The 22,557-nt window shown below is 70.9% G+C and carries 8 protein-coding genes and 1 pseudogene; 6 read left to right on the top strand and 3 right to left on the bottom strand.

Features of this window, described 5'->3' with window-relative positions; all coding sequences use genetic code 11:
* The first annotated feature begins 86 nt into the window (after positions 1-86).
* Complete coding sequence (locus AB2U05_RS09210; RefSeq protein WP_369182975.1) at positions 87-7,367, top strand: polymorphic toxin-type HINT domain-containing protein; 7,281 nt, start codon at positions 87-89, stop codon at positions 7,365-7,367.
* A 672-nt stretch (positions 7,368-8,039) separates the two neighbouring features.
* Here the strand turns inward: AB2U05_RS09210 and AB2U05_RS09205 are convergent.
* Positions 8,040-8,894, bottom strand: a pseudogene (locus AB2U05_RS09205) (tyrosine-type recombinase/integrase); the annotation flags it as partial.
* A 1,052-nt stretch (positions 8,895-9,946) separates the two neighbouring features.
* On the opposite strand from AB2U05_RS09205, the gene malQ reads away from it, so the two are divergent.
* The gene (malQ, locus tag AB2U05_RS09200; protein WP_369185929.1) at positions 9,947-12,037 is read left to right on the top strand and encodes a 4-alpha-glucanotransferase; all 2,091 of its coding nucleotides are present in this window, start codon (positions 9,947-9,949) and stop codon (positions 12,035-12,037) included.
* Positions 12,038-12,161: 124 nt separating this feature from the next.
* The gene (locus AB2U05_RS09195; protein ID WP_045692835.1) at positions 12,162-12,398 is read left to right on the top strand and encodes a hypothetical protein; all 237 of its coding nucleotides are present in this window, start codon (positions 12,162-12,164) and stop codon (positions 12,396-12,398) included.
* Between the two features lie 78 nt (positions 12,399-12,476).
* Here AB2U05_RS09195 and pepN read toward each other — a convergent pair whose 3' ends face one another.
* Positions 12,477-15,065, bottom strand: a complete 2,589-nt coding sequence (gene pepN, locus AB2U05_RS09190; RefSeq protein ID WP_369182974.1) for an aminopeptidase N — start codon at positions 15,063-15,065, stop codon at positions 12,477-12,479.
* A gap of 258 nt (positions 15,066-15,323) precedes the next feature.
* Positions 15,324-17,120 (bottom strand): PQQ-binding-like beta-propeller repeat protein, encoded by a 1,797-nt coding sequence (locus AB2U05_RS09185; RefSeq protein ID WP_045711538.1) that lies wholly within the window; start codon positions 17,118-17,120, stop codon positions 15,324-15,326.
* 293 nt (positions 17,121-17,413) lie between these two features.
* Here AB2U05_RS09185 and AB2U05_RS09180 point away from each other — a divergent pair, with 293 nt between their 5' ends.
* The 3 genes from AB2U05_RS09180 (at position 17,414) to AB2U05_RS09170 (ending at position 22,530) form a co-directional block, all read left to right on the top strand.
* Complete coding sequence (locus AB2U05_RS09180; RefSeq protein ID WP_045705734.1) at positions 17,414-18,592, top strand: ROK family transcriptional regulator; 1,179 nt, start codon at positions 17,414-17,416, stop codon at positions 18,590-18,592.
* A gap of 375 nt (positions 18,593-18,967) precedes the next feature.
* Positions 18,968-20,872 carry a 1-deoxy-D-xylulose-5-phosphate synthase gene (gene dxs, locus AB2U05_RS09175; protein WP_369182973.1) on the top strand — a complete coding sequence of 635 codons (1,905 nt, stop codon included), beginning with the start codon at positions 18,968-18,970 and terminating at the stop codon, positions 20,870-20,872.
* Between the two features lie 131 nt (positions 20,873-21,003).
* Complete coding sequence (locus tag AB2U05_RS09170; RefSeq protein WP_244179032.1) at positions 21,004-22,530, top strand: glycosyltransferase family 39 protein; 1,527 nt, start codon at positions 21,004-21,006, stop codon at positions 22,528-22,530.
* The last annotated feature ends 27 nt before the right edge of the window (positions 22,531-22,557 follow it).

The raw sequence follows: 22,557 nt of genomic DNA, 5'->3' as shown, positions 1-22,557 counted from the left end.
CGTTGTCGCGTCGCTTCCGCCTTTTCACGCCTTCGCGCTGCTCTCGGCTGGCCGCGGCGTCCGTACTGGCCGTTTGCATGTCCGTGGTGACGCTCCCCTCGGTCGAGGCGGTCGCCAAGGCTACGGATCCGCCCGAGGTCTGGGTGCCGCCGAACACGCCGGTGCCTGACCCGCACCCGGTCAAGGGCGCCGACGGCAAGCCCGCAGGACACACGCCCGACCCCGGCAAGAAGTGGTCGCCACCCGCCGACTCCAGCCCACCGTCCGGCAGAGCGACCGCCGTTCTCGGCGGCGCGGGCGCCGCCGCCCGCCAGGACGCCGCCCCCGCGAACGGCGACGCGGCGCCGGCCGGCGGCTCCGCGAAGCCCGTCCAAGCCGGCACGATGCCGGTGTGGGTCGCGCCGCTGCCCGCCGGCAAGTCGGCTGCCCGGACGGCGACTTCGGCCCCCGCCGAGGGCGGCCCGGCGAGCCTCCAGGTCGAACTCGCCGACCAGGGCCGGGCGCAGGCCGCCGGCGTGAACGGCGCACTGGTCTCCCTCACCGACATCGGCGAGGGCGCAGCCGCCGGGCGGGTCCAGGTCGGGATCGACATCCAGGCCTGGGCGAAGAACGCCGGAGCCGACTGGGCCTCCCGGGCCCGGATCGTCCAACTCCCCGGCTGCGCCGTGACCAACCCGGGCGCACCGGGCTGCACCACCCGCACCCCCGTGCCGACCCGCCGCGACGACGCCACCGGCCGACTGGTGGCCGACGTGGAGATACCGCAGGCCGCCGCGCAGTCGCGGACGGCCAAGTCCTTCGCGGCCGGGGCGCTCGCCAATCCGGCGGCGGCCTCCACCGTCGCACTCGCGGTCGAGGCGGGCGCCAAGGGCAGCGGCGGTGACTTCACCGCCTCGCCGATCACCCCCTCCGCCTCCTGGCAGGCCGGGGCCAACGCGGGCAACTTCACCTACGGCTACACCGTCGAGCTGCCGTCCGCGCTGGCCGGCCCGGCCCCCAGCGTCTCGCTCGGCTACGACTCCTCCGCCGTGGACGGCAAGACCGCCTCCACCAACGCCCAGCCGTCCTGGATCGGCGAGGGCTGGGAGTGGCACCCGGGCTCCATCGTGCGCGGCTACAAGAGCTGCAAGGACGCCGGTGTGCAGGGCTCGGGCGACCAGTGCTGGGGCGGCGACCTGCTCCAGCTCTCGCTCGCCGGCCACGCCGGTCAGCTGGTCAAGGACGACAAGTCCTGCGAGTGGCACCTCCAGGGCGAGGACGGCACCAAGGTCGAGCGGCTGACCGGCCAGAACAACGGGGCCTGGAACGGCGAGGCCTGGCGGATCACCACCGCCGAGGGCATCCAGTACTACTTCGGCGCCAACCACCTGCCCGGCGGCGACGGCAGTGACCAGGCCAGCAACTCCGTCTCCACCGTGCCGATCTACTGGCCGGGCGGCCAGGACCCGTGCCTCAAGGACGGCTCGCCGGCCACCAACTCCTGGTCCCAGATGGGCTGGCAGTGGTCGCTCGACTACGTCGTCGACCCGCACCAGAACCTGATCAGCTACCGGTACGAGCAGGAGCAGAACTACTACGTCCAGGGCGGCGGCCAGAACAACGGCACCGGCCCCCGGACGCAGTACCAGCGTGCCTCCTACCCGGTCTGGGTGGGCTACGGCCAGCGCCTGCCCGACCAGATCGCCGCGAAGGGCAAGGCCAACCCGGCCGCCCAGGTGTGGTTCCGCACCGCCGAGCGCTGCCTGCCGAACGGCACGATCACCTGCGACCCGTCCCAGCGGACCAAAGCCAACGCCAAGTCGTGGCCGGACACCCCGATCGACCAGAACTGCGACGCGACCGGCGACTGCGCCGTCAACTCGCCCACGTTCTGGACCACCAAGCGCCTCACGAAGATCGACACCGAGGTCTGGACCGGCAGCGGCTACCGCGGCGTCGACTCCTTCGCCCTCAACCAGTCCTTCCAGGACCCGGGCGACGGCACCTCGCCGGCCCTGTGGCTCGACTCGGTCCAGCGCACCGGCAGCAACGGCAAGACCCCGATCACCTTGCCGGCGGTCTCGTTCCAGCCGCTGCAGATCGCCAACCGCGTCAAGGGCCCGGTCGTCCGCCCGGACGGCAGCACGGCCTCGGTCGAGCCGTACAACCGCCCGCGCATCCAGCGGATCACCACCGAGACCGGTGGCCTGATCAACGTCGTCTACCGGCCCGCCGAGTGCTCGCGCGAGGCCGGCGGGACGATGCCGTCCTCGGAGGACGGCAACACGATGGCCTGCATGCCGGTGAAGTGGTATTTCCCCGGGCAGAGCGCGCCGGACCCGGTCAATGACTGGTTCAACAAGATCATCGTCCAGTCCGTGACCCAGCAGGACTCGGTCGCGGGCGGCCAGCCCGCCGTCGTCACCAACTACGTCTACGGCGGCGGCGCCGCCTGGCACCGCAACGACTCCGAGATGGTCGACCCCAAGGCCCGCACCTGGGACCAGTTCCGCGGGTACGCGACCGTCACCACCCTCACCGGTAGCGGCAGCGAGGTCGAGGCGCCGCGCACCAAGTCGGTCGCCACCTTCCTGCGCGGCATGGACGGCGACGTCCTCGCCGATGGCAGCACCCGCCAGGTGTCCGTCGCCGACGTGCACGGCGGCACCATCAAGGACGAGGCCGTCCTGACCGGCTTCATCCGCGACTCCGCCAACTACAACGGCGAGAACGGCGAGGTCCTCTCCACCACCGTCTCCGACCCGTGGCTCGGCCCGGTCACCGCCACCCGCAACCAGTCCGGCGGCATGCCGCCGATCACCGCCCGGGCCGTCAACGTCGTCAAGGTCACCAACCGCGACAAGCTGGCCAACGGCTGGCGGACCCGCGAGCGCTCCACCAGCTACGACGCCACGCCGTTCGCCCGCCCGCTCACCGTCTACGACAACGGCGACCTGGCCCACCCCGAGCAACTGCTCTGCACGGCCTTCGAGTACGCCACCGGCCCCGGCGGCACCCCGACACAGCTGGCCTCGCGCACCCTGGTCCTCAAGGGCGCCTGCGGCCAGACGGCGACCAAGGACAACACCGTCGCCGACACCCGGGCGTACTTCGACGGCCTGCCCCTCGGCCAGACCGGCAATACGGCCGAGCAGACCTCCACCGACGTCCTGGAGCGCTACGACGCCTCCGGACAGCCGGTCTACCGCACCACCGCCCGGGCCACTTTCGACGCCTACGGCCGCGTCACCAGCACCGTCGACCCGACCCGCACCGACGCCACCCACCCGGCCGGCGCCGAGACGAAGACCGCGTACTCACCGGCCACCGGCCAGCTGCCGACCGAGGTCACCCACACCAATCCGATGGGTTGGAAAACGGTCAGCACGCTCGACGTGGGCCGCGGCTCGCCGCTCAAGATCAAGGACGAGAACGGCCGGATCAGCGAGCAGGACTTCGACGGCCTCGGCCGCGCCGTCGCCGGCTGGAGCCCCGGCAACGACCGCGCCGCGCACCCTGACCGCCCGAACCGCAAGTTCTCCTACGCGGTCAACGGCAGCAACGCGCCGTCCCAGGTGCTGACCCAGGCGCTGATGGGCGGTACCGCGGACCGCAACACCTACACCTCCAGCTTCACCATCTACGACGGCCTCGGCCGCATCCGCCAGACCCAGGCCAGCACCCCCTCGGGCGCCACCGGCCGCATGATCACCGACGCGCTGTTCGACTCTCACGGCTGGCAGACCAAGACCAGCAGCGCCTACTACAACGACCAGGCGCAGCCCAGTGGCCAGCTCTTCCTGCCCAACGGAGGAGTGAACCCGGACAGCAAGATCCCCTCCCAGACCGTCCAGAAGTTCGACGGCGCAGGCCGGGTCACCGACTCGATCTTCCAGTCCTTCGGCGTCGAGCAGTGGCGGACGCACACCGACTACGTCGGCGCCGACGAAACCCGCGTCACCCCGCCTGCGGGCGGCTACGCCTCCGCGACCGTCACCGACGCCCGCGGCAAGACGCTCGCGCTGCGCCAGTACAAGACCAACACCCCGACCGGCGCCTACGACGAGACGACGTACGGCTACTCGCCGGAGGGCAAGGAACTCTGGCGCAAGGACGCGGCGGGCAACACCTGGACCTACGAGTACGACCTGCTGGGCCGCCCGGTGAAGTCCACCGACCCGGACTCGGGCACCGGCACCACCAGCTACGACGACAGCAAGAACCTCGTCACTGCCACCGACTCGCGTGGACAGAGCGCCACCAGCGTCACCGACCTGTTCGGTCGGACGGTGGCCGCGTACGAAGGAACGGCCGTCGACCCCACGAAGCAGATCGCTTCCTGGACCTTCGACTCGCTCGTCCTCGGCAAGCCGACCTCGTCGACCCGCTACGTCGGCGGCGCGAGCGGCGCGGCGTACACCTCGGAGATCACCGGCTACGACATCGGCTACCGCGAGACCGGTGCCAAGACCACCATCCCGGCGGTCGAGGGCAAGCTCGCCGGGGTCTACCAGACCGACAACACCTACGACGACGGTGGCCGCCTGGTCACCACCACCATGCCCGCCGTGGCCGGCATGGGGCGGGAGAAACTGACCTTCGCCACGGACGTCATGGGCCAGTTCGGGGCCCTGTCCAGCGCTTTCGGGTTCGCGCCGGCGACGACCTTCGTGGCCGACGTGCGCTACGACCCGTACGGTCGGCCCTACCGCACCACCGTGGGCGGTGCCGGCGCCCAGGTCGTCGCCACGATGACCATCGACGACGCGACCGGTCGCGTCACCCGCTCGATCCTCGACAAGCAGAACGCGCCCCTCGCCCACGTCGATTCGATCGACTACACCTACAACCCGATGGGCCAGGTCACCTCGGCCCGCGACGCGCAGGACGGCCTGGTCGCCGACCTGCAGTGCTTCACCCACGACTACCTCGGGCGGCTCACCCAGGCCTGGACCGACACCGGCACCCAGACCACCAAGCCGCAGCCCGGCGTCCCGGCAGTCGGTGCCTGCACCAACGCGGGCGGCCCGGCCGTGACGAACGGCAAGCCGAGTGTCGGAGGACCGGCCCCGTACTGGCAGCAGTACGAGTACGACCTGATCGGCAACCGCACCAAGCTGGTCCAGAAGGACGTCAACGGTGACACCACCAAGGACGTCACCACCACCCAGTCCTTCGGCACCGGCCCGAACACCCCGTCCACCGACCCGAAGACGGGCGGCGGCACCGGTGGCCCGCACGCGCTGACGAAGTCCACCCAGACCGGCCCGGCCGGCACCGCGGTGACCTCGTACACCTACGACGCGACGGGCAACACCACCTCCATCACCGACACTCCGGGCACCAGGACGCTGACCTGGAACGCCCAGGGCAAGCTCGACAAGATCACCGGCACCGGACAGAGCGGCGCGACCAGCTATTTGTACGACGTCGCCGGCAACCAGCTGATCCGCCGCGACCCCGGCAAGACCACCCTCAACCTCGGCGCCGACCAGCTCACCCTGGACACCGCGACCGGCACGGTCACCAACGTCCGCAGCTACGGGGCCCCCGATGGGCTGTCCATCACCCGCACCACCATCAACGGCACGTCGAGCCTCGCCTACCAGGGAGCGGACCCGCACGGCACCAACGGCGTCCAGTTCGACGCCACCAACCTGAACCACGTCCGCCGCCCCAGCGACCCGTTCGGCAACGAACGCGGCGCCCAGCCCGCGGTAGGCGTCTGGGCCGGCGACAAGGGCTTCGTCGGCGGCACCAAGGAGAAGACCACCGGCTTCACCCTCCTCGGCGCCCGCGAGTACGACCCCAAGACGGGCCGCTTCATCAGCCCCGACCCCATCACCGATCCCGCTGACCCTCAGCAGTGGAACGCGTATGCGTACGCCAACAACAGCCCGATCAACAAGTCGGATGCCAACGGCCTGAGGGCCACCTGTGACACCCCGGCAGAATGTGACGGCCTCGCGGCCGAGAGGGACAACGGTCACGGCTACTCCTACATCAGCCCAGCCAGCTGGTCGCCCGGCACCCTGGCCTCGATGCCGCCGCCCTCGGCGGATGAGCAGGCTGCGGAAGCCAAGGTCGACGCAGCGAACAAGGCCCTCAACGAGAACAAGCACAAGCGCGACGAACTCGTGCACGAGGCGGTCGACCTCGTCGGCGACCTGATCGGCTTCAACGACGCCCGCGACTGCTTCACCAAGGGCGACGTGATGGCCTGCATCAACACCGCCCTCAACGTGGTCCCGTGGACCAAGCTCTTCAAGGCCATCAAGGTGGGCGTCGAAGCCCTCAAGATCTACGAGAAGATCAACAAGGCCTACGACGCCATCCGGGCCGGCGAACGCGCCGCCCGCGAAGCCACCGCCGCCTGGGTCTCGGCAAAGACGGCCGCAAGGGAGGCCCGCGAAGCCGAAAGGGCGGCGGCCAGGGCTGCAGAACAAAAAGCGGCAAAGGAATCAGCAGCCGACGCGGCAGGCACGGAGCCCAAGGCCGCCAAGGCGGATGACGGGGCCCGAGCGGCGGCCAGTGAGCCTGAGACTCCGGTCGGATGCAACAGCTTCCCGGCCACGACCCTGGTCCTGATGGCGGACGGCACCAGCAAGGCCATCGGCGAGGTGCACGACGGCGACGTCGTGATGGCGACCGATCCTCAGACCGGTGAAACCCGCCCCGAGACGGTGACCGCCACCATCACCACCCCCGACGACAAGGACTTCACCGACCTCACCCTCACCGACGACGCCAACCCCCGCGGCCCGCCCGCCGCCGACCAGGCGAAGATCACCTCCACCTACCACCACCCCTACTGGAGCGACACCCGCCAGCAGTGGGTCGACGCCGGCGAACTCACCCCCGGCGAACACCTCCGCCAGCCGGACGGCACTACCCGCACCGTCAACTCCGTCCGCAACTACCCCTATTCCGTCACCACCCACAACCTCACGGTTGCGCAGCTCCACACGTACTTTGTGCTCGCAGGGGCCACGCCGGTCCTGGTGCATAACTGCCCCGGCGGCGGTGGGTTCTTGTCGCGAATTTTCGGACGCGGCTCAAAGGCGGCCGATATCGTCCATGAGCCGAATGCGACAGTCGGCGATCTGCGCGGAATCGGGCACGATAATGTCGATTCTCACGGGAGCTGGCGATCGGATCCTCAAAAAGCTGGAATGGCGCGCTCGATGTCAGACGAGCAACTTCTGAAGAGCACAACGCAGCCAACTGGTGGGGAATTCTCTCTCCTGCGGTATCATGCTGAAGACAACTATATGATCGAGGGGAATCATAGAATGGCTGAGCTGCTCCGTCGCGCAGCAAGTCCAAATCACCCTGGGATTACTTTTGATACACCAATCTACATTCACCTCTGGCCAGGGGTTGGGTGATTGCTGGGCTGGCTGCAGTGAATTGACCGAGGGGGTGCTACTGGCCACTGCACCCCCTCGGTCATCCGCTAAGGGTTCTATCCACTGGAAAGTTTGGGGCAGTTGGTGAGGCGCTTGGATGACTGGGATGTAGGCTCGTTCTTGAAGAACGCTGCCATGCTTGAGATTAGGGCGATGGCGCGGCGGGCAAAACCTGTAGAATTTTGGCCTGATGATGATTATGTGGCCTGTATTGCATGGCTTGCAGATCTTTGTCACGGCATGCCGGATACTTCTCTTCGGAGCGCCAGCCTTTGCGGGGTTGCTAGGCTTCGCGGCTATCGGGTGCGGCCATTTCTACATGCGTGGGAGGCGGCCGATTCGATGGGGCGAGAATGGATCATTGATCGACTGAAGCGCGAGGGAATTTCATGGTCCCCTCCGGTGTCGATGCAGTAGATTCATTGGATCTCAGTCGTGGGCTGGCGTGGGCCAAGTGCAGTGCGTGGAAGGCGCATTGGCGGTGGTGTTGCAAATAGTCAATGGAGATGCGCCATAGGCTCTCGCCAGAGAGATCCTTCCGGGGTCTCTTTGGGGTCTTGACGGTAACGTCAGCAGGCAGGGCTGAACCAAGCGGTGGGCCGTTGCGGCTGTCGGGGTGATAGTGGCCCTGGAAGGCTTGCCTAGAGTGCGGCCGAGGAGGTCGATGGCGTCGCGCTGGAGGCGGAGGCGGACGTGGGCGTACACCGTGGCCGTGATGCCGATATGGGCGTGGCCCAGCAGCTCCTTGATGGCGACGAGTTCGACGCCCTGTTCCAGGAGCAGGGTCGTGGTCGAGTGCCTGAGGTCGTGGAAGCGGATCTGGCGGAGGCGGGCCCGGCGGAGAAGTGCGTTGAAGTGGCGGGTGAGAGCGGCGGGTCCGATGGGGTGGCAGTCGGGGCGAGTGAAGACGTGGCCGCTGTCCACTCAACTCGCGCCGGCTTCCTTCTTCTCGTGGGCCTGCTGCTTGCGGTGGGCGCGGAGCGAGAGCAGGCAGGGGGCAGGGTGGGCGATGCGGCGTTCGGAGCTGACTATCTTGGTGGGGAGGTTGGTCAGGCCACCGGTGCGGGTGCGCTGGAGGGTGCGGCGGAAGCTGGCGGTTCCGCCGGCCAGGTCGAGGTCTTCCCAGTGCAGGCCGAGGAGTTCACCCATGCGGAGTCCGGTGTGCAGGGTGAGTTCGTGCAGGGCGTGAAGGCGGTTGCCGCTGGCCGCATGAGGAGTTGCCGGGTTTCGGGGGCGGTGGGGGCTGGAAGCGTCTCGGCCGGGGCGCAGTGGTCTTGACGTTCTGGGCGAGGTTGCGCGGGCAGTTCGTCCTCGCGTACGGCCTGTTCCAGGGGCGGACTTGAGGACCGCGTGGACGTAGGTCACGGTCAGTGGTGACAACCGCTTCTCGCAGCACTGGCCGATGGCGCAGCAGCGCCGCCGGTTCGTGTCCAGTTCCTGGTTGCAGCACTGGCAGGCGGTGCGGAGCCCGCCGAGGAAGGCGCGCATGTCGCGGGCGGTGAGCCGGTCCTTGTTCACAACTGTCCACAGGGTTCTCGCTCGCGCCGTGAGGTCCCGGCCAGCCAGGTGAACAAGGTCGAGCTGCAGGCGGCTGTGGATACGACAGCTGAACATGGCTACACCCTTCCGCAGTTGGGTAGGGGACGGGGCGGCGCGGACGGCAGTCATGGCGGATTCAGGCTCTGGGGCGGCGGCGAAGACAGCATGCCACTTTGTCACCCCGAGCCGGCTTTGAAAAGTAAATGAATCCACCTTCGGCAAAAGCGATATAAAAGTGTTCCATGATTATTTTGGCACTTCATGCTAATTCGATGAATTGCGGCGACGGGGGAATATAAGTGCGAAACATCGAGCCGCCTCCTTGGATTCTATCTTGAGGATATGAGCTAGGGTGATCAAATTTGAAGTAGTTGCTGAGGGTGAAATTCCTCTGGTGGTTCAATTCGAACCCACCGCGCACGAGTTGGTGCTAGCGCCTGGAGATCGGATTGTCATCGAGTGGCCGGACTGGGATGGCCGGGCCATCGCTTCGTTCTTCCACCGCCCAGATCGGTTGACGATCGGCGAGCCCAGTTGTGGGTCGGGATTGCCTAGGGTCTGGAACTCGAAGGGGGAAGAAATCACCTACTGAAGAACTGTGGCTCCTGTGGCGATCCGCCGGTTTATTCGGCGGTCCGCCGCAGGCTTTCGTGGTCTGCCTGAGGATTGGCGCTCCGCGCATGCTGGGTGGCGTCGCGAGGGGTGCGCGCGTACCTATGTGCCTGCGGGTGCGACTTCGGTCTTGGTTCACAACTGTGGATCCGGTGATGCTGATGACCTGGTTCACGTCTGTCGGGCTGCGCGGAGAGGAGACGGACCGGACGAACTCGCCAACGGGCTCGATCAAGCTCGGGGGCAGATCCAGGTGTGCGCCGACCCTCGGTTCCCGGCGTCCTCGTGTCGCGCAGCGTGGTCGGGTCGTTACGCGGGTAGGACTGGGGGGTCCTGAATCGGGCGTTGCCGAGAGAGCGCAGGAGCCGCGAGTGGCCGCTTACCTGGACCGTGACGGAGCAGAGGGGCTGGCGGTGCCGGCGCAGGATTCGCCGCCGCCTCCGCCGGAGTTGGTGGCGTTGGCGCGGGCGTACGGGGTGGACACCCGGTACCCGGGGGTGGACGGGCGGAGCGTGGGGGCGCGGACGCTGGTGGCGGTGCTCGGGGCGCTGGGGGTGGCGGCCGGGACGCCGGAGGAGGCCGAGGCGGCGTTGGAGCGTCACCGGGCCGAGCAGCGCGGCAGGTTGCTGCCGCCGTGCGTGGTGGTGCGGCAGGGGTGGCGGACGGCGCTGGACGTGCCGGCGGACGCGCGGCTGCACATCGAGTTGGAGGAGGGCGGGGTCTGGGAGCTGCCGCGGGGGCACGCGCACTGGCTGCCGGCGGACCTGCCGCTCGGGCGGCACACCCTCAAGGCCCGTACCCCGGAAAGGGAAGCGGCGGCGCCGCTGATCGTCGCGCCCGAGCGGCTGCCCCAACTGCCGGGCCGCAGCTGGGGGTTCCTCGCCCAGCTCTACTCCGTGCTGTCCGAACGCTCCTGGGGCATGGGTGACCTCGGCGACCTCGCCGAGCTGGCCCAGTGGGCGGGGGCCGACCTCGGCGCCGGCTTCGTGCAGATCAACCCGCTGCACCAGGCGCTACCGACCGCCCCCGCCGACCCGTCCCCGTACCGCCCCTCCTCCCGCCGCTTCGCCGACCCGGTGCACCTGCGGATCGAGGCCGTCCCCGAGTTCGCGTACCTGACGAAGCAGCAGCGCGCGCAGGCGGACGAGCTCACTCAGAAGGCCGCCAGGCTGCGCGAGGAGGTCCTCGCCCACGACGGCCTGATCGACCGCGACGCCGTCTGGGCCCTCAAGCGCGAAGCGCTCCAGCTCCTCCACGACGTCCCCCGCGCCCCCGGTCGCCAGGCCGCGTACGACGCGTACCAGCGCCGGGAGGGCGAGTGGCTGCGCCGCCACGCCCTGTGGAACGCGCTGGCCGAGGTGCACGGCGCCGACTGGCACCACTGGCCGAAGGGCCTGCGCCACCCGCACGGGCCGCAGGTCGAGCAGGCGGCCAAGGAGCTCGCCGACCAGGTGGAGTTCCACCGCTGGCTGGCCTGGCAGGTCGACGAGCAGCTCGCGCACGCCCAACGAGCCGCCGAACAAGCAGGCATGTCGGTCGGCCTGATCCACGACCTCGCCGTGGGCGCGCACCCGGACGGCGCGGACGCCTGGGCGCTGCAGGACGTCCTGGCGGGCGGCATGTCGGTCGGCGCCCCGCCGGACGCCTTCAACGCCCACGGCCAGGACTGGGGCCTGCCGCCCTGGCGCCCGGACGCCCTCGCCGCCGCCGGCTACGCCCCGTACGCGGAGCTGCTGCGCGCGGCGGCCCGCCACGCCGGAGCCCTCCGCATCGACCACGTGATGGGTCTGTTCCGCCTCTGGTGGGTGCCGGAGAACCACGCGCCGACCGAGGGCGCCTACGTCCGCTACGACGCGGAGGCGATGCTGGGCGTCCTCGCCCTGGAGGCGCACCGCGCCGGGACGGCCGTGATCGGCGAGGACCTGGGGACGGTGGAGCCCGGCGTGCGCGAGGAGCTGAGGGCGCGCGGCATCCTCGGCACCTCGGTGCTCTGGTTCGAGCGGGACTGGCAGCAGGACGGCCGGATTCTCCCACCGGGCGGCTGGCGCACGGGCTGCCTGGCCACCCTCACCACCCACGACCTGCCGAGCACCGCCGCCCGCCTGTCCGGCGAGCACGTGGAGCTGCGCCACCGCCTGGGGCTGCTGGCCCGGCCGCTGGGGGAGGAGCAGGCGGAGGCGGCCGCGGAGCTGGCGGAGTGGCACGCGGAGCTGACCCGGCTCGGCTTCCTGGCCCCCGGTGAGGACCTCTCCATGCCCGCGCTGTACCGCTTCCTGCGGGCGACGCCGGCGGAGCTGGTCGGGGTCTGGCTGCCGGACCTGGTCGGGGACCCGCGCCCGCAGAACCTGCCGGGCACCTGGGACCAGTACCCGAACTGGCGCCTCCCGGTGGCGGACGGCACCGGCGGCCCGGTGACCCTGGACCGCCTCGCGGCCACCCCGGCCCCCCGCCTGCTGTCCCGTCTGCTGGCCGGCCTGCACGCCCGGAGGCCCGCCTGAGCCCCGGCAGCCCCGAGGCGGCTCACCGGCAGGCCCACCCCGACTCCCCGGCAGGCCCACCCCCGCTCCCCGGCAGGCCCACCCCGACGCGCGCCGTCCCATAAGCGGCGGGTAAGTTGGAAACGTGGACAAGAGGAACGCTTTGCGAGCCGGCGCGGTCTCCGCAACGGTCACGCTGATGATGCTGCTGTCGTCGCCCGCCATGGCCCTCACCCGGGATGACGGCGACCAACCGGGCGACGGCCTGAGCGTCGGCCAGACCATCGGCCTGTACGTGCTGATCCCGCTCGCGGCCTTCGCCGTCATCGCGGTGCTCGCGGGCATGCCGTACGGCAAGTCCGCCAAGGGCCAGAAGAAGTAGTCGCCCGCCGCGTCCACCCAGGACCCGCACGACCTCGAAGGGGCGCCGGACCACCACGGTCCGGCGCCCCTTCGGGCATCAGGCCTGAGCGCCCGCCGCCCGGTCGGCCGCCTGCGCCTTGAGCGCCCGCTCGACGCCGGCCCGCGACTCGACGACCTGGCGCCGCAGCGCCGGCGCCGGCTCGGCCGCCGCCAGCCACGCGTCCGTCGCGTCCAGCGTCTCCTGGGTCAGCTGCAGCGCCGGGTACAGCCCGCCGATGATCTGCTGCGAGATCTCGTGGCTGCGGCTCTCCCAGATGCCCTTGACCACGGCGAAGTACCGGTCCGCGTACGGCGCCAGCAGCTCCCGCTGGTCGGACTGCTGGAAGCCGGCGATGACGGCCTCCTGGACGTAGTTGGTCAGCTCGTCCGACTCCACCACCGACGCCCAGGCCTCCGCCTTGGCCTCGGCGGTCGGCCGGGCGGCCCGGCAGCTGGCCGCGTACTGCTGGCCGGCGGCCGTGTTGTCCCGCTCCAGCTCCGCCGCGATCTCGGCCTCGTCGGCCCGCCCGGTGGCGGCGAGCCGGGCGAGCAGGGCCCACCGCAGCTCGGTGTCGACGGCCAGGCCCTTGATCTCCACCGAGCCGTCCAGCAGCCCGGCGAGCAGCCCGAGCTGCCCCTCGGTGCGGGCGACGGAGGCGAGCGTACGGGCCCAGGCGAGCTGGTGGTCGCTGCCGGGGTCGGCGGCCCGCAGGTGCTCCTCGGCGGCCGCGGCCCACCGCTGGAGGCCCTGCTCGCGCCACTCGGGGTCGGCGTACGCGTCGAGGGCGGTCCTGACCTGCCGCTGCACGGACTGCACGACGCCGATGTCGGTCTCCCGCCCGAGGCCGGACAGGGCGAGCGACAGGTAGTCGCGGGCGGCGAGCTCGCCGTCGCGGGTCATGTCCCAGGCGGAGGCCCAGCACAGGGCGCGCGGCAGCGAGTCGGTGAAGGCGCCGAGGTGTTCGGTGACGACGGCCAGCGAGTCCTCGTCGAGCCGGATCTTGGCGTACGACAGGTCGTCGTCGTTCAGCAGGACGACGGCCGGCCGGTGCCGTCCGACGAGCTGCGGCACCTCGGTGCGCGCCCCGTCGACGTCCAGCTCGATCCGCTCGACCCGCACCAGCGAGTCGTCCACCAGCTCGTACAGGCCGATCGCGATCCGGTGCGGGCGCAGCACGGCCTCGCCCTTGGCACCGGCGGGCAGGGCCGGGGCCTCCTGCAGCACGGTGAAGGACTCGATCTCGCCGTCCGTGTTGAGCACGATCGACGGCCGCAGCACGTTGATGCCGGCGGTCTCCAGCCAGGCGGTGGACCAGGTCCTCAGGTCGCGGCCGCTGGCCTCCTCGAGGGCGCCGAGCAGGTCGCCGAGCCGGGTGTTGCCCCAGGCGTGGCGCTTGAAGTAGGCCTGCACGCCCTGGAAGAAGGCGTCCTGGCCGACGTAGGCGACGAGCTGCTTGAGCACCGAGGCGCCCTTGGCGTAGGTGATGCCGTCGAAGTTGACCTGGACGTCCTCCAGGTCGTTGATCTCCGCCATGATCGGGTGGGTGGAGGGCAGTTGGTCCTGCCGGTAGGCCCAGGTCTTCATCTGGTTGGCGAAGGTGGTCCAGGAGTGCGGCCACTGGGAGCCGGGGGCCTCGGCCTGGCAGACGGCCTCGGCGAAGGTCGCGAAGGACTCGTTCAGCCAGAGGTCGTTCCACCACTCCATGGTGACGAGGTCGCCGAACCACATGTGGGCGAGCTCGTGCAGGATGGTCGCGGCGCGCAGCTCGTACGAGGCGTCGGTCACCTTGGACCGGAACACGTACTGGTCGCGCAGGGTGACGGCGCCCGCGTTCTCCATCGCGCCGGCGTTGAACTCCGGGACGAACAGCTGGTCGTACTTCGGGAACGGGTAGGGGTAGTCGAACTTCTCCTGGAAGTAGTCGAAGCCCTGCTTGGTGACCGCGAACACCGCCTCGGCGTCCAGGAACTCGCGCAGCGAGGGCCGGCAGTAGACGCCGAGCGGCACCCGCTGGTCGCCGTTCTCGTAGGTGTCGAAGACGCCGACGTACGGCCCGGCGACGAGCGCGGTGATGTAGCCGGAGATCCGGCCGGTGGGCTCGAACTTCCAGACCTGCGTGGCCTCGTCACCGGAGGGGGTGGGCTCGGGCGTCGGCGAGTTGGAGACGACGACCCATCCGGTGGGCGCGGTGACGGTGAAGGCGAAGGAGGCCTTGAGGTCGGGCTGCTCGAAGCTGGCGAAGACCCGGCGGGCGTCCGGCACCTCGAACTGGGTGTACAGGTAGGTCTCGCCGTCGACGGGGTCGACGAAGCGGTGCAGGCCCTCACCGGTGTTGGTGTAGGCGCAGTTCGCGACGACCCGCAGCTCGTTGTCGGCGGCCAGGTTCGGCAGCGGGATGCGGCTGTCGGCGAAGCTCGCGGGGTCGAGCGGCGTGCCGTTGAGGGTGATCTCCTCGACGGCGGGCGCGACGAGGTCGATGAAGGTGTCCGCGCCGGGCGTGGTGGCGGTGAACCGGACCACGGTGGTGGACCGGAAGGTGCCGCCCTCGCGGGCCGAACCCAGGTCGAGTTCGATGTCGTACGCGTCCACCCGCAGGAGGTCGGCCCGGGTGCGGGCCTCCTCGCGGGTCAGGTTGGTGCCGGGCACTGGCTGCACTCCTTCGTCAGGCTGATGCTCCGCATCCTCGCATGCCCGACGCCCCGGCCTCCCGCATAACGGACGGGCGGGGCGGGCCCGGGCTGTTCGCCCGCAACCCGCCCCGCCCGCTCACCGTTTCGGACCGTTCCGGACCGCTTCAGGCCGTTTCCGACCGATGCGGACCCGTCCGATGCGGACCCGTCCGATGCGGACCCGTCCGATGCGGACCCGTCCGGTTCGGATCGGGTCGGAGCATCAGCTCCGCCGTCACTTCTTCCACTTGGTGATCCACGCGTCCGAGCTGTAGGTGCGGCGGAAGGCGTACACCGAGTTGCCCTCGTCACCGATCAGGTACTCGGACAGGCTCATCCCGATGTCCAGGCCGTTCGGCATCGCCAGGGTGCCGAGGTCGGTCATCGAGCCGTCGTTCGGCGCCAGCGTCACCAGCCGGGCCGGCTTGTTGTAGCCCTGGCTGACGATGGCCCGGACCTTGCCCTGCTTGTCGGTGCCGGCGACCAGGCGGACGTCGCCGCCGATCGAGCTGCCGGAGCTCGGCGGGGTGCTGGACCAGATCCGCTTGCCGGTGGTCAGGTCGTAGGCGTTGATGGCCGCCTTGGTGCCGCTGACCTGCACGTACAGGGTGGTGCCGCTGACCACGTTCTGGGTGAACGCGTCGTTCTGGCCGGAGAGCCGCAGGCTGTCCGAGCCGGGCTCCTTGGCGGGCATCTGGTTGCCCGGCTTGTTGTCCTTGCTGAACGGCAGGATGTAGTCGCCGTTCGCGCCGCTGGACATCGACAGCACCAGCGGCTGGTCCGAGATGACCTTGTCGACCCGCTCGATCGAGCCGGTCAGCGGGATCTGGCCGCTGGTGGCGGCGCCGGTCTCGGAGTTGAGGATCTGCAGCGCCCCCTTGTCGTCGCCGGTGTCGAAGCACTTCTCGCCGACCGCGATCTGGGCGCCGGCCGCGCGGCCGTTGACGGTGCAGATCTTGCCGTGCGGCGAGTAGTTCCAGACCGAGGCGCCGTTGTCGACGTTCAGCCCGCCGACCGAACTGCCCGCGAAGGCGACGACCTTGTCGGTGATGCTGAGGGTCGGCGAGGACATCTTGTCCGTGCCGGCCTTCACGCTCCAGGTCAGCTTGCCGGTGGTGAGGTCGACGACGCCGATGGTGGAGCAGTCGTAGTCACCGGTGTTGAAGGAGACGGCACCGATGTTCTTGGAGTTGGTCCCGTACGAGGCGGCGCAGATCTCCTTGCTGCCGGAGGGCACCGGCAGGGTCCACGCCTCCTTGCCGTCCGAGAGGTTGTACGCGCGGATGCCGCTGGCGTCCACGCGCACGGCGACCTTGTCGGTGCCCCAGATCGCGAGCATCTGCGCGCTGGTGTCCGTGTTGGCCGGCTTGGGGGCGCTCCAGGCGACGTTGTACGAGGCGCCGGTGTTCTTGTTGTTGTCCGGGCCGGGGGAGGGGCCGTCCGTGGTGCTGCCGGAGCTGGAGGTCGTGCCGCCCGAGGTGTTGTCGCTCGGCTTCGGCGCGGGCTTCGGCTGCAGCAGGACGACCAGCCCGATGATGATGGCGATCACCAGCACGCCGCCGATGATCCCGCCCCACAGCATCACGGGGTTGCGCTGCTTGGGCGCCTCGGGCATCGGCGCACCCGGGTAGTACCCGGGCTGCTGCTGGTAGTTGTAGCCGCCGTAGGGCTGGCCGGCGTCCGGGGCCGGGTAGCCGCCGGGCACCGGGTCGTACGGGCCGACCGGCGCGGCGCCGGGGGGCGGCGGCGGGGCCTGGGTGGGGAAGCCGGCCGCGGTCGGCGCGTAGGCCGCGTAGTCGGCGCCGACCGGCGGCTGCGCGGGCGCGGCCGGGGGCTGGGCGGGCGGCGGTCCGGCGGGCGCGGGCGGCGCGGCCGGGCCCGGGACGGCCGAGCCGTCGAGCTGCGTCATCTGGTCCGCGACGGCGGCCGGGTCCACGCCGCCGGGCTGGCGTCCGAGTTGGACGCCGCGGTTGTCCTGCGGGCCGCTGCCGGGCGTGTCGCCGGACCCGGCCGTAGGGTGATCCCCTGCCATCTGATTCCCCGTCATGTCTGGATCCGCCCCCCTGCCGGTACCGTCCGGGTTCCGGTGGGACGGGTGAGATTGGGCACCATGCTAGTGGTGAGTGGTTTTCGGCCACCGCCGGGCGTCCGGAATCCCGGCCCCCGCCCGGCCCGTGCGACAGAAGACCACAGCACCCCCACCGGTCCGTCACTCCGCTGCCGCAGCGTCCCCGCACCGCCGCCCCGGGCGGGCCGCCGAGGGCCTACCCTTCAGGAGTCGAAGGGGACGCCCGGCGGAGGGGTCCCCGCCTGGGAGGGTTGATCATGTCCACGGACACACCGGGCTCGCAGTCGTCCCTGCACCGGGCGAACCTGGAACGCGTGCTGCGCGCGGTGCGGATGGCCGGTTCGCTGACCCAGGCCGAGATCGCGCGCAGCACCGGCCTCTCCGCGGCCACCGTGTCCAACATCGTGCGGGAGCTGAAGGAGAGCGGCACCGTCGTGGTCGCCGACACCTCCTCCGGCGGCCGCCGGGCCCGCAGCGTCTCGCTGAGCGGGGACGCGGGCATCGTGGTCGGCATCGACTTCGGCCACACCCACCTGCGGGTCGCGGTCGGCAACCTCGCGCACCGGGTGCTGGCCGAGGAGAGCGCCCCGATCGACGTGGACGTCTCCGCCGCGCAGGGCTTCGACCGGGCCGAGGCCATGGTCGACCGGCTGCTGGCACAGGCCGGGTTCCGCCCGGAGAAGGTCATCGGCGTCGGCCTCGGCGTGCCCGGCCCGATCGACGTGGAGACCGGCGCGCTCGGCTCCACCGCGATCCTGCCCGGCTGGACGGGCATCGCCCCGGGCCGGGAGCTGTCCGAGCGGCTCGGCATGCCGGTGCACGTGGACAACGACGCCAACCTGGGCGCGCTCGGCGAGCTGGTCTGGGGCGCCGGCCGGGGGCTGGGCGACCTGGCGTACATCAAGGTCGCCAGCGGCGTCGGCGCCGGGCTGGTGGTCAACGGGCAGATCTACCGGGGCCCGGGCGGCACCGCGGGTGAGATCGGGCACATCACCCTGGACGAGGCCGGGCAGGTCTGCCGCTGCGGCAACCGCGGCTGCCTGGAGACCTTCGTCGGCTCCCGCTACCTGCTCTCGCTGCTCACCCCGACCCTCGGCGCGGACCTCACCCTGGCCCGGGTGGTCGAGCTGGCCCACCAGGGCGACCTCGGCTGCCGCCGGGTGATCGCCGACGCGGGCCGCCAGATCGGCACCGGCGTGGCCACCCTGTGCAACCTGCTCAACCCGCGGCGGGTGATCCTCGGCGGCGACCTGGCCGAGGCCGGCGAGCTGCTGCTCGCCCCGATCCGCGACTCGGTGGCCCGCTACGCCATCCCCAGCGCGGCCCGCCAGCTCTCGGTGGTCCCCGGCACCCTGGGCGGCCGGGCCGAGGTGCTGGGCGCCCTCGCCATGGTGATGAGCGAGATGGGCGAGTCCGGCGCCCTCGGCCGCACCTGAGGGCCCGAGCGCCTGAGGGCCTGAGGCCCCGAGCGCCTGAGGCCCCGAGTGCCCGAGCGCCTGAGGGCCCGAGGACCGGCGCCCGGCGGCCCGGTCGGCCACCCGACCGGCACGTACCACGCATTCCGGGCGTACCGACCACCGCTCCCGCGCTCGCCCGCACGTTCGTCAAGGACGATTGACCGGCACCCCCCGGCCGACCTCAGGGAATGGCGGTAATCGAACGGTGGCACCGGGCGCGCCGCTCGGTGTCCGGCAGGCGGACATTAGACTCGACCGGTCGGCACCGGGCGAGACCGCCGGCCTGCCGCCGGACCGGGCAGCGACGAGCGTCGGACCCCCGCGGTCCGCGAAGACTTGAACGAGGAGGAACGGGTGGCCCTGCTGACCCGCATTCGGGGACCGCGCGATCTCGACCGGCTCACGCCCGGACAGCTGGCCGCCCTGGCCCAGGAGATCCGGACCTTCCTGGTGACCGAGGTTTCCAAGACGGGCGGCCACCTCGGCCCGAACCTCGGCGTCGTGGAGCTCACCATCGCGCTGCACCGGGTCTTCGACTCCCCGCGCGACCGCATCCTCTTCGACACCGGCCACCAGAGCTACGTCCACAAGCTGCTCACCGGCCGCCAGGACTTCTCCCGGCTGCGGCTGAAGGGCGGCCTGTCCGGCTACCCGTCCCGTGCCGAGTCCGAGCACGACGTGATCGAGAACTCGCACGCCTCCACCGTGCTCTCCTACGCGGACGGCCTGGCCAAGGCCAACCAGCTCCGGGGCAGCCACGACCCGGTCGTCGCCGTGATCGGCGACGGCGCGCTCACCGGCGGCATGGCCTGGGAGGCGATCAACAACATCGCCGACGCCAAGGACCGCCCGGTCGTCATCGTCGTCAACGACAACGAGCGCTCCTACTCCCCGACCATCGGCGGCATGGCCAACCACCTCGCCACCCTGCGCACCACCCAGGGCTACGAGCGCTTCCTGTCCTGGGGCAAGGACGCCGTCAAGCGCACCCCGGTGGTCGGCCAGCAGCTGTTCGAGACCCTGCACGGCGCCAAGAAGGGCCTCAAGGACTTCATCGCCCCGCAGGGCATGTTCGAGGACCTCGGCCTCAAGTACATCGGCCCGATCGACGGCCACGACCTGACCGCCCTGGAGTCCGCGCTGACCAAGGCGCGCGGCTTCGGCGGCCCGGTGATCGTGCACTGCCTCACCGAGAAGGGCCGCGGATACCACGCCGCCGAGAGCAACGACGAGGACCGCTTCCACGCGGTCGGCGTGATCCACCCGGAGACCGGCCTGCCGATCAAGAGCGCCGGCAAGGACTGGACCTCGGTCTTCGCCGAGGAGATGGTCGCGATCGGCCACGAGCGCCCGGACGTGGTCGGCATCACCGCCGCCATGCTGCACCCGGTCGGCCTGGCCCCGTTCGCCAAGGCCTTCCCGGACCGCATCTTCGACGTCGGCATCGCCGAGCAGCACGCCGTCACCAGCGCCGCGGGCCTGGCCACCGGCGGCCTGCACCCGGTGTTCGCGGTCTACGCGACCTTCCTCAACCGGGCCTTCGACCAGGTCCTGATGGACGTCGCCCTGCACAAGCTGGGCGTCACCTTCGTCCTCGACCGCTCCGGCGTGACCGGGCCGGACGGCGCCTCGCACCACGGCATGTGGGACATGTCGATCCTCCAGGTCGTCCCCGGCCTGCGGCTCGCCGCCCCGCGCGACGCCGACCAGGTCCGCGCCCAGCTGCGCGAGGCCGTCGCCGTCGACGACGCCCCGACCGTGGTCCGCTACTCCAAGGGCACGGTCGGCCCGGCCGTCCCCGCGGTCGGCCGGATCGGCGGCATGGACGTGCTGCGCGCCGCCGAGGAGTCCTCCGGCGCGCACCGCGCCGACGTGCTGGTCGTCTCGGTCGGCGCGATGGCCCCGATGAGCCTGGAGGTGGCCGACCTGCTGGCCGACCAGGGCATCACCGCCACCGTGGTCGACCCGCGCTGGGTCAAGCCGGTGGACCCGGCCCTGCCCGGCCTGGCGGCCGAGCACCGGGTGGTCGTCACGATCGAGGACAACGGCCGGGTGGGCGGCGTCGGCTCCACCGTGGCGCAGGCGCTGCGGGACGCGGACGTGGACCTGCCGGTGCGCGTCTTCGGCATCCCGCAGGAGTTCCTGGACCACGCCAGCCGCGACGAGATCATGGCCGAGACCGGTCTGAACGCCCCGGACATCGCCCGGAAGGTCACCGCCCTGGTCGCCGGCCTGGTCGCCGACCGGGTCGACGCCTGACGGCCTACCCCGGACGGCCCAGGCCCGTTCGTCCCGACTTCGTCACAGTTCGCCACGGGACAAGCTGACAATCGCACCGAAAGGCGGGACCGGCGCCACCCGCGCCGATCCCGCCGGGTAGGTTGTCAACCGTGCCGACCCCCACCCGTTCCCGCCTCGCCGGACTGGCCGAGCGCCTGCCCGCGCGCGCCCGTACCCACCTACGCCAGGGGTACTGGACCAGGCTGGTGCCGGTGCTCGCGCTGGTCGCGCTGGCCACCCACCTCCCCTCCTTCGCCCGGCCCGTCTGGAGCCCGGACGAGGGCTTCCTCGCCACCCAGGCCCGGATGCTCGCGGACGGCGGGGTGCTCTACGACACCGTGGTGGACCGCAAGCCGCCGCTGCTGCCCTGGCTCTACCAGGCCTGCTTCGCGGTCTTCGGCTCCGCCTCGCTGTGGCCGCTGCGCACCCTCGCGGTGGTCGCCCACCTGGTCACCGCGATCCTGCTGGCCTCGATCGCCCGCGGCCGCTGGGGCAACCGGGCCGGCGCCGGCGCCGGGCTGCTCTACCTGCTGGTCTCCATCGGGCTCTCCCCGGAGGACACCCAGGCGGCGACCTTCGAGGTCTTCATGCTGCCCGCCATGGTGGCCGCCTTCCGCTACGCGGAGCGCCGCCGCTGGCTGGCCGCCGGCATCGCGGTGGCGCTCTGCTCGCTCACCAAGCAGACCGGCGGCGCCGTGCTGCTGCCGGTGCTCTGGATGCTGTTCCAGGACGCCCGCCGGCGCGGGGTGCGCTGGCCGCCCGCCCTGTTCAAGATCGGCTTCGGCTTCATCCTGCCGATAGCGCTGGTCGCGGTCATCCTGACCAAGCCCAAGGGCTTCCTCTTCTGGGTGGTCACCGGCAGCGGCGACTACGCCTCCTTCGGCGGCGCCTGGCTGCAGATGATCGGCCGCGCGCTCGGCAACTCGGCGATCCTGGCCGCCGCGGGCCTCGGCTTCCTGCTGCCGGTCGGGCGCCGGCTCTGGCTCAAGCGCCGCCACCGCCCGCTGCCGGTGGCCGGCGAGGAGCACGGCTCGACCACCGACCTGTGGGTCTGGCTGCTCTCCTCGGCCGTCGCGGTCAGCGTGGGCTTCCACTTCTTCGGCCACTACTACCTGCAGCTGATGCCCGCGCTGGTGCTGCTGGGCACCGGTGCGGTGGCCACCTCGGCGATCCGCTGGAAGCCCGTCCTGGTGTACACCACGGCCGCCGCCACGGTGTTCTGGGGCCTGGCGCTGGCCTGGCCGGGGGAGCAGCTGAACCGCAACACCGAGGTCGCCACCGCCGTCGCCGCGCAGACCACCCCCAAGGACACCGTGCTGGTCTGGGGCATGCACCCCGAGCTGTACTGGCTGGCCGACCGCAAGCCCGCGACCCGCTACCTGACCGCCGGCTTCCTGACCAACTACAGCGGCGGCAAGGACGGCAGCCCCAACGTGGGCGAGCAGTTCAGCGTCAACAACGCCTGGCAGACCTTCGACAAGGAGCTGGCCAACAACCTGCCCGAGGTCTTCGTCGACGACTCCGGCATCGCCCCGTACCAGCCGGTGATGGTCCCGCGGATCGAGAACCTGCTGGACACCCACTACGAGATGGTCGGCGTGTTCGCCGACACCGTGGTCTACCGCCTCAAGAAGTAACGGCCCCCGACACGAAGGAGCCCCCGG

It is taken from the genome of Streptomyces sp. Y1 (assembly GCF_041053115.1).
Taxonomy (GTDB): Bacteria; Actinomycetota; Actinomycetes; order Streptomycetales; family Streptomycetaceae; genus Kitasatospora; species Kitasatospora rubellomurina.
Note: the sequence above shows the minus strand (reverse complement) of the source record. Positions and strands in the feature narration are given on the sequence as shown.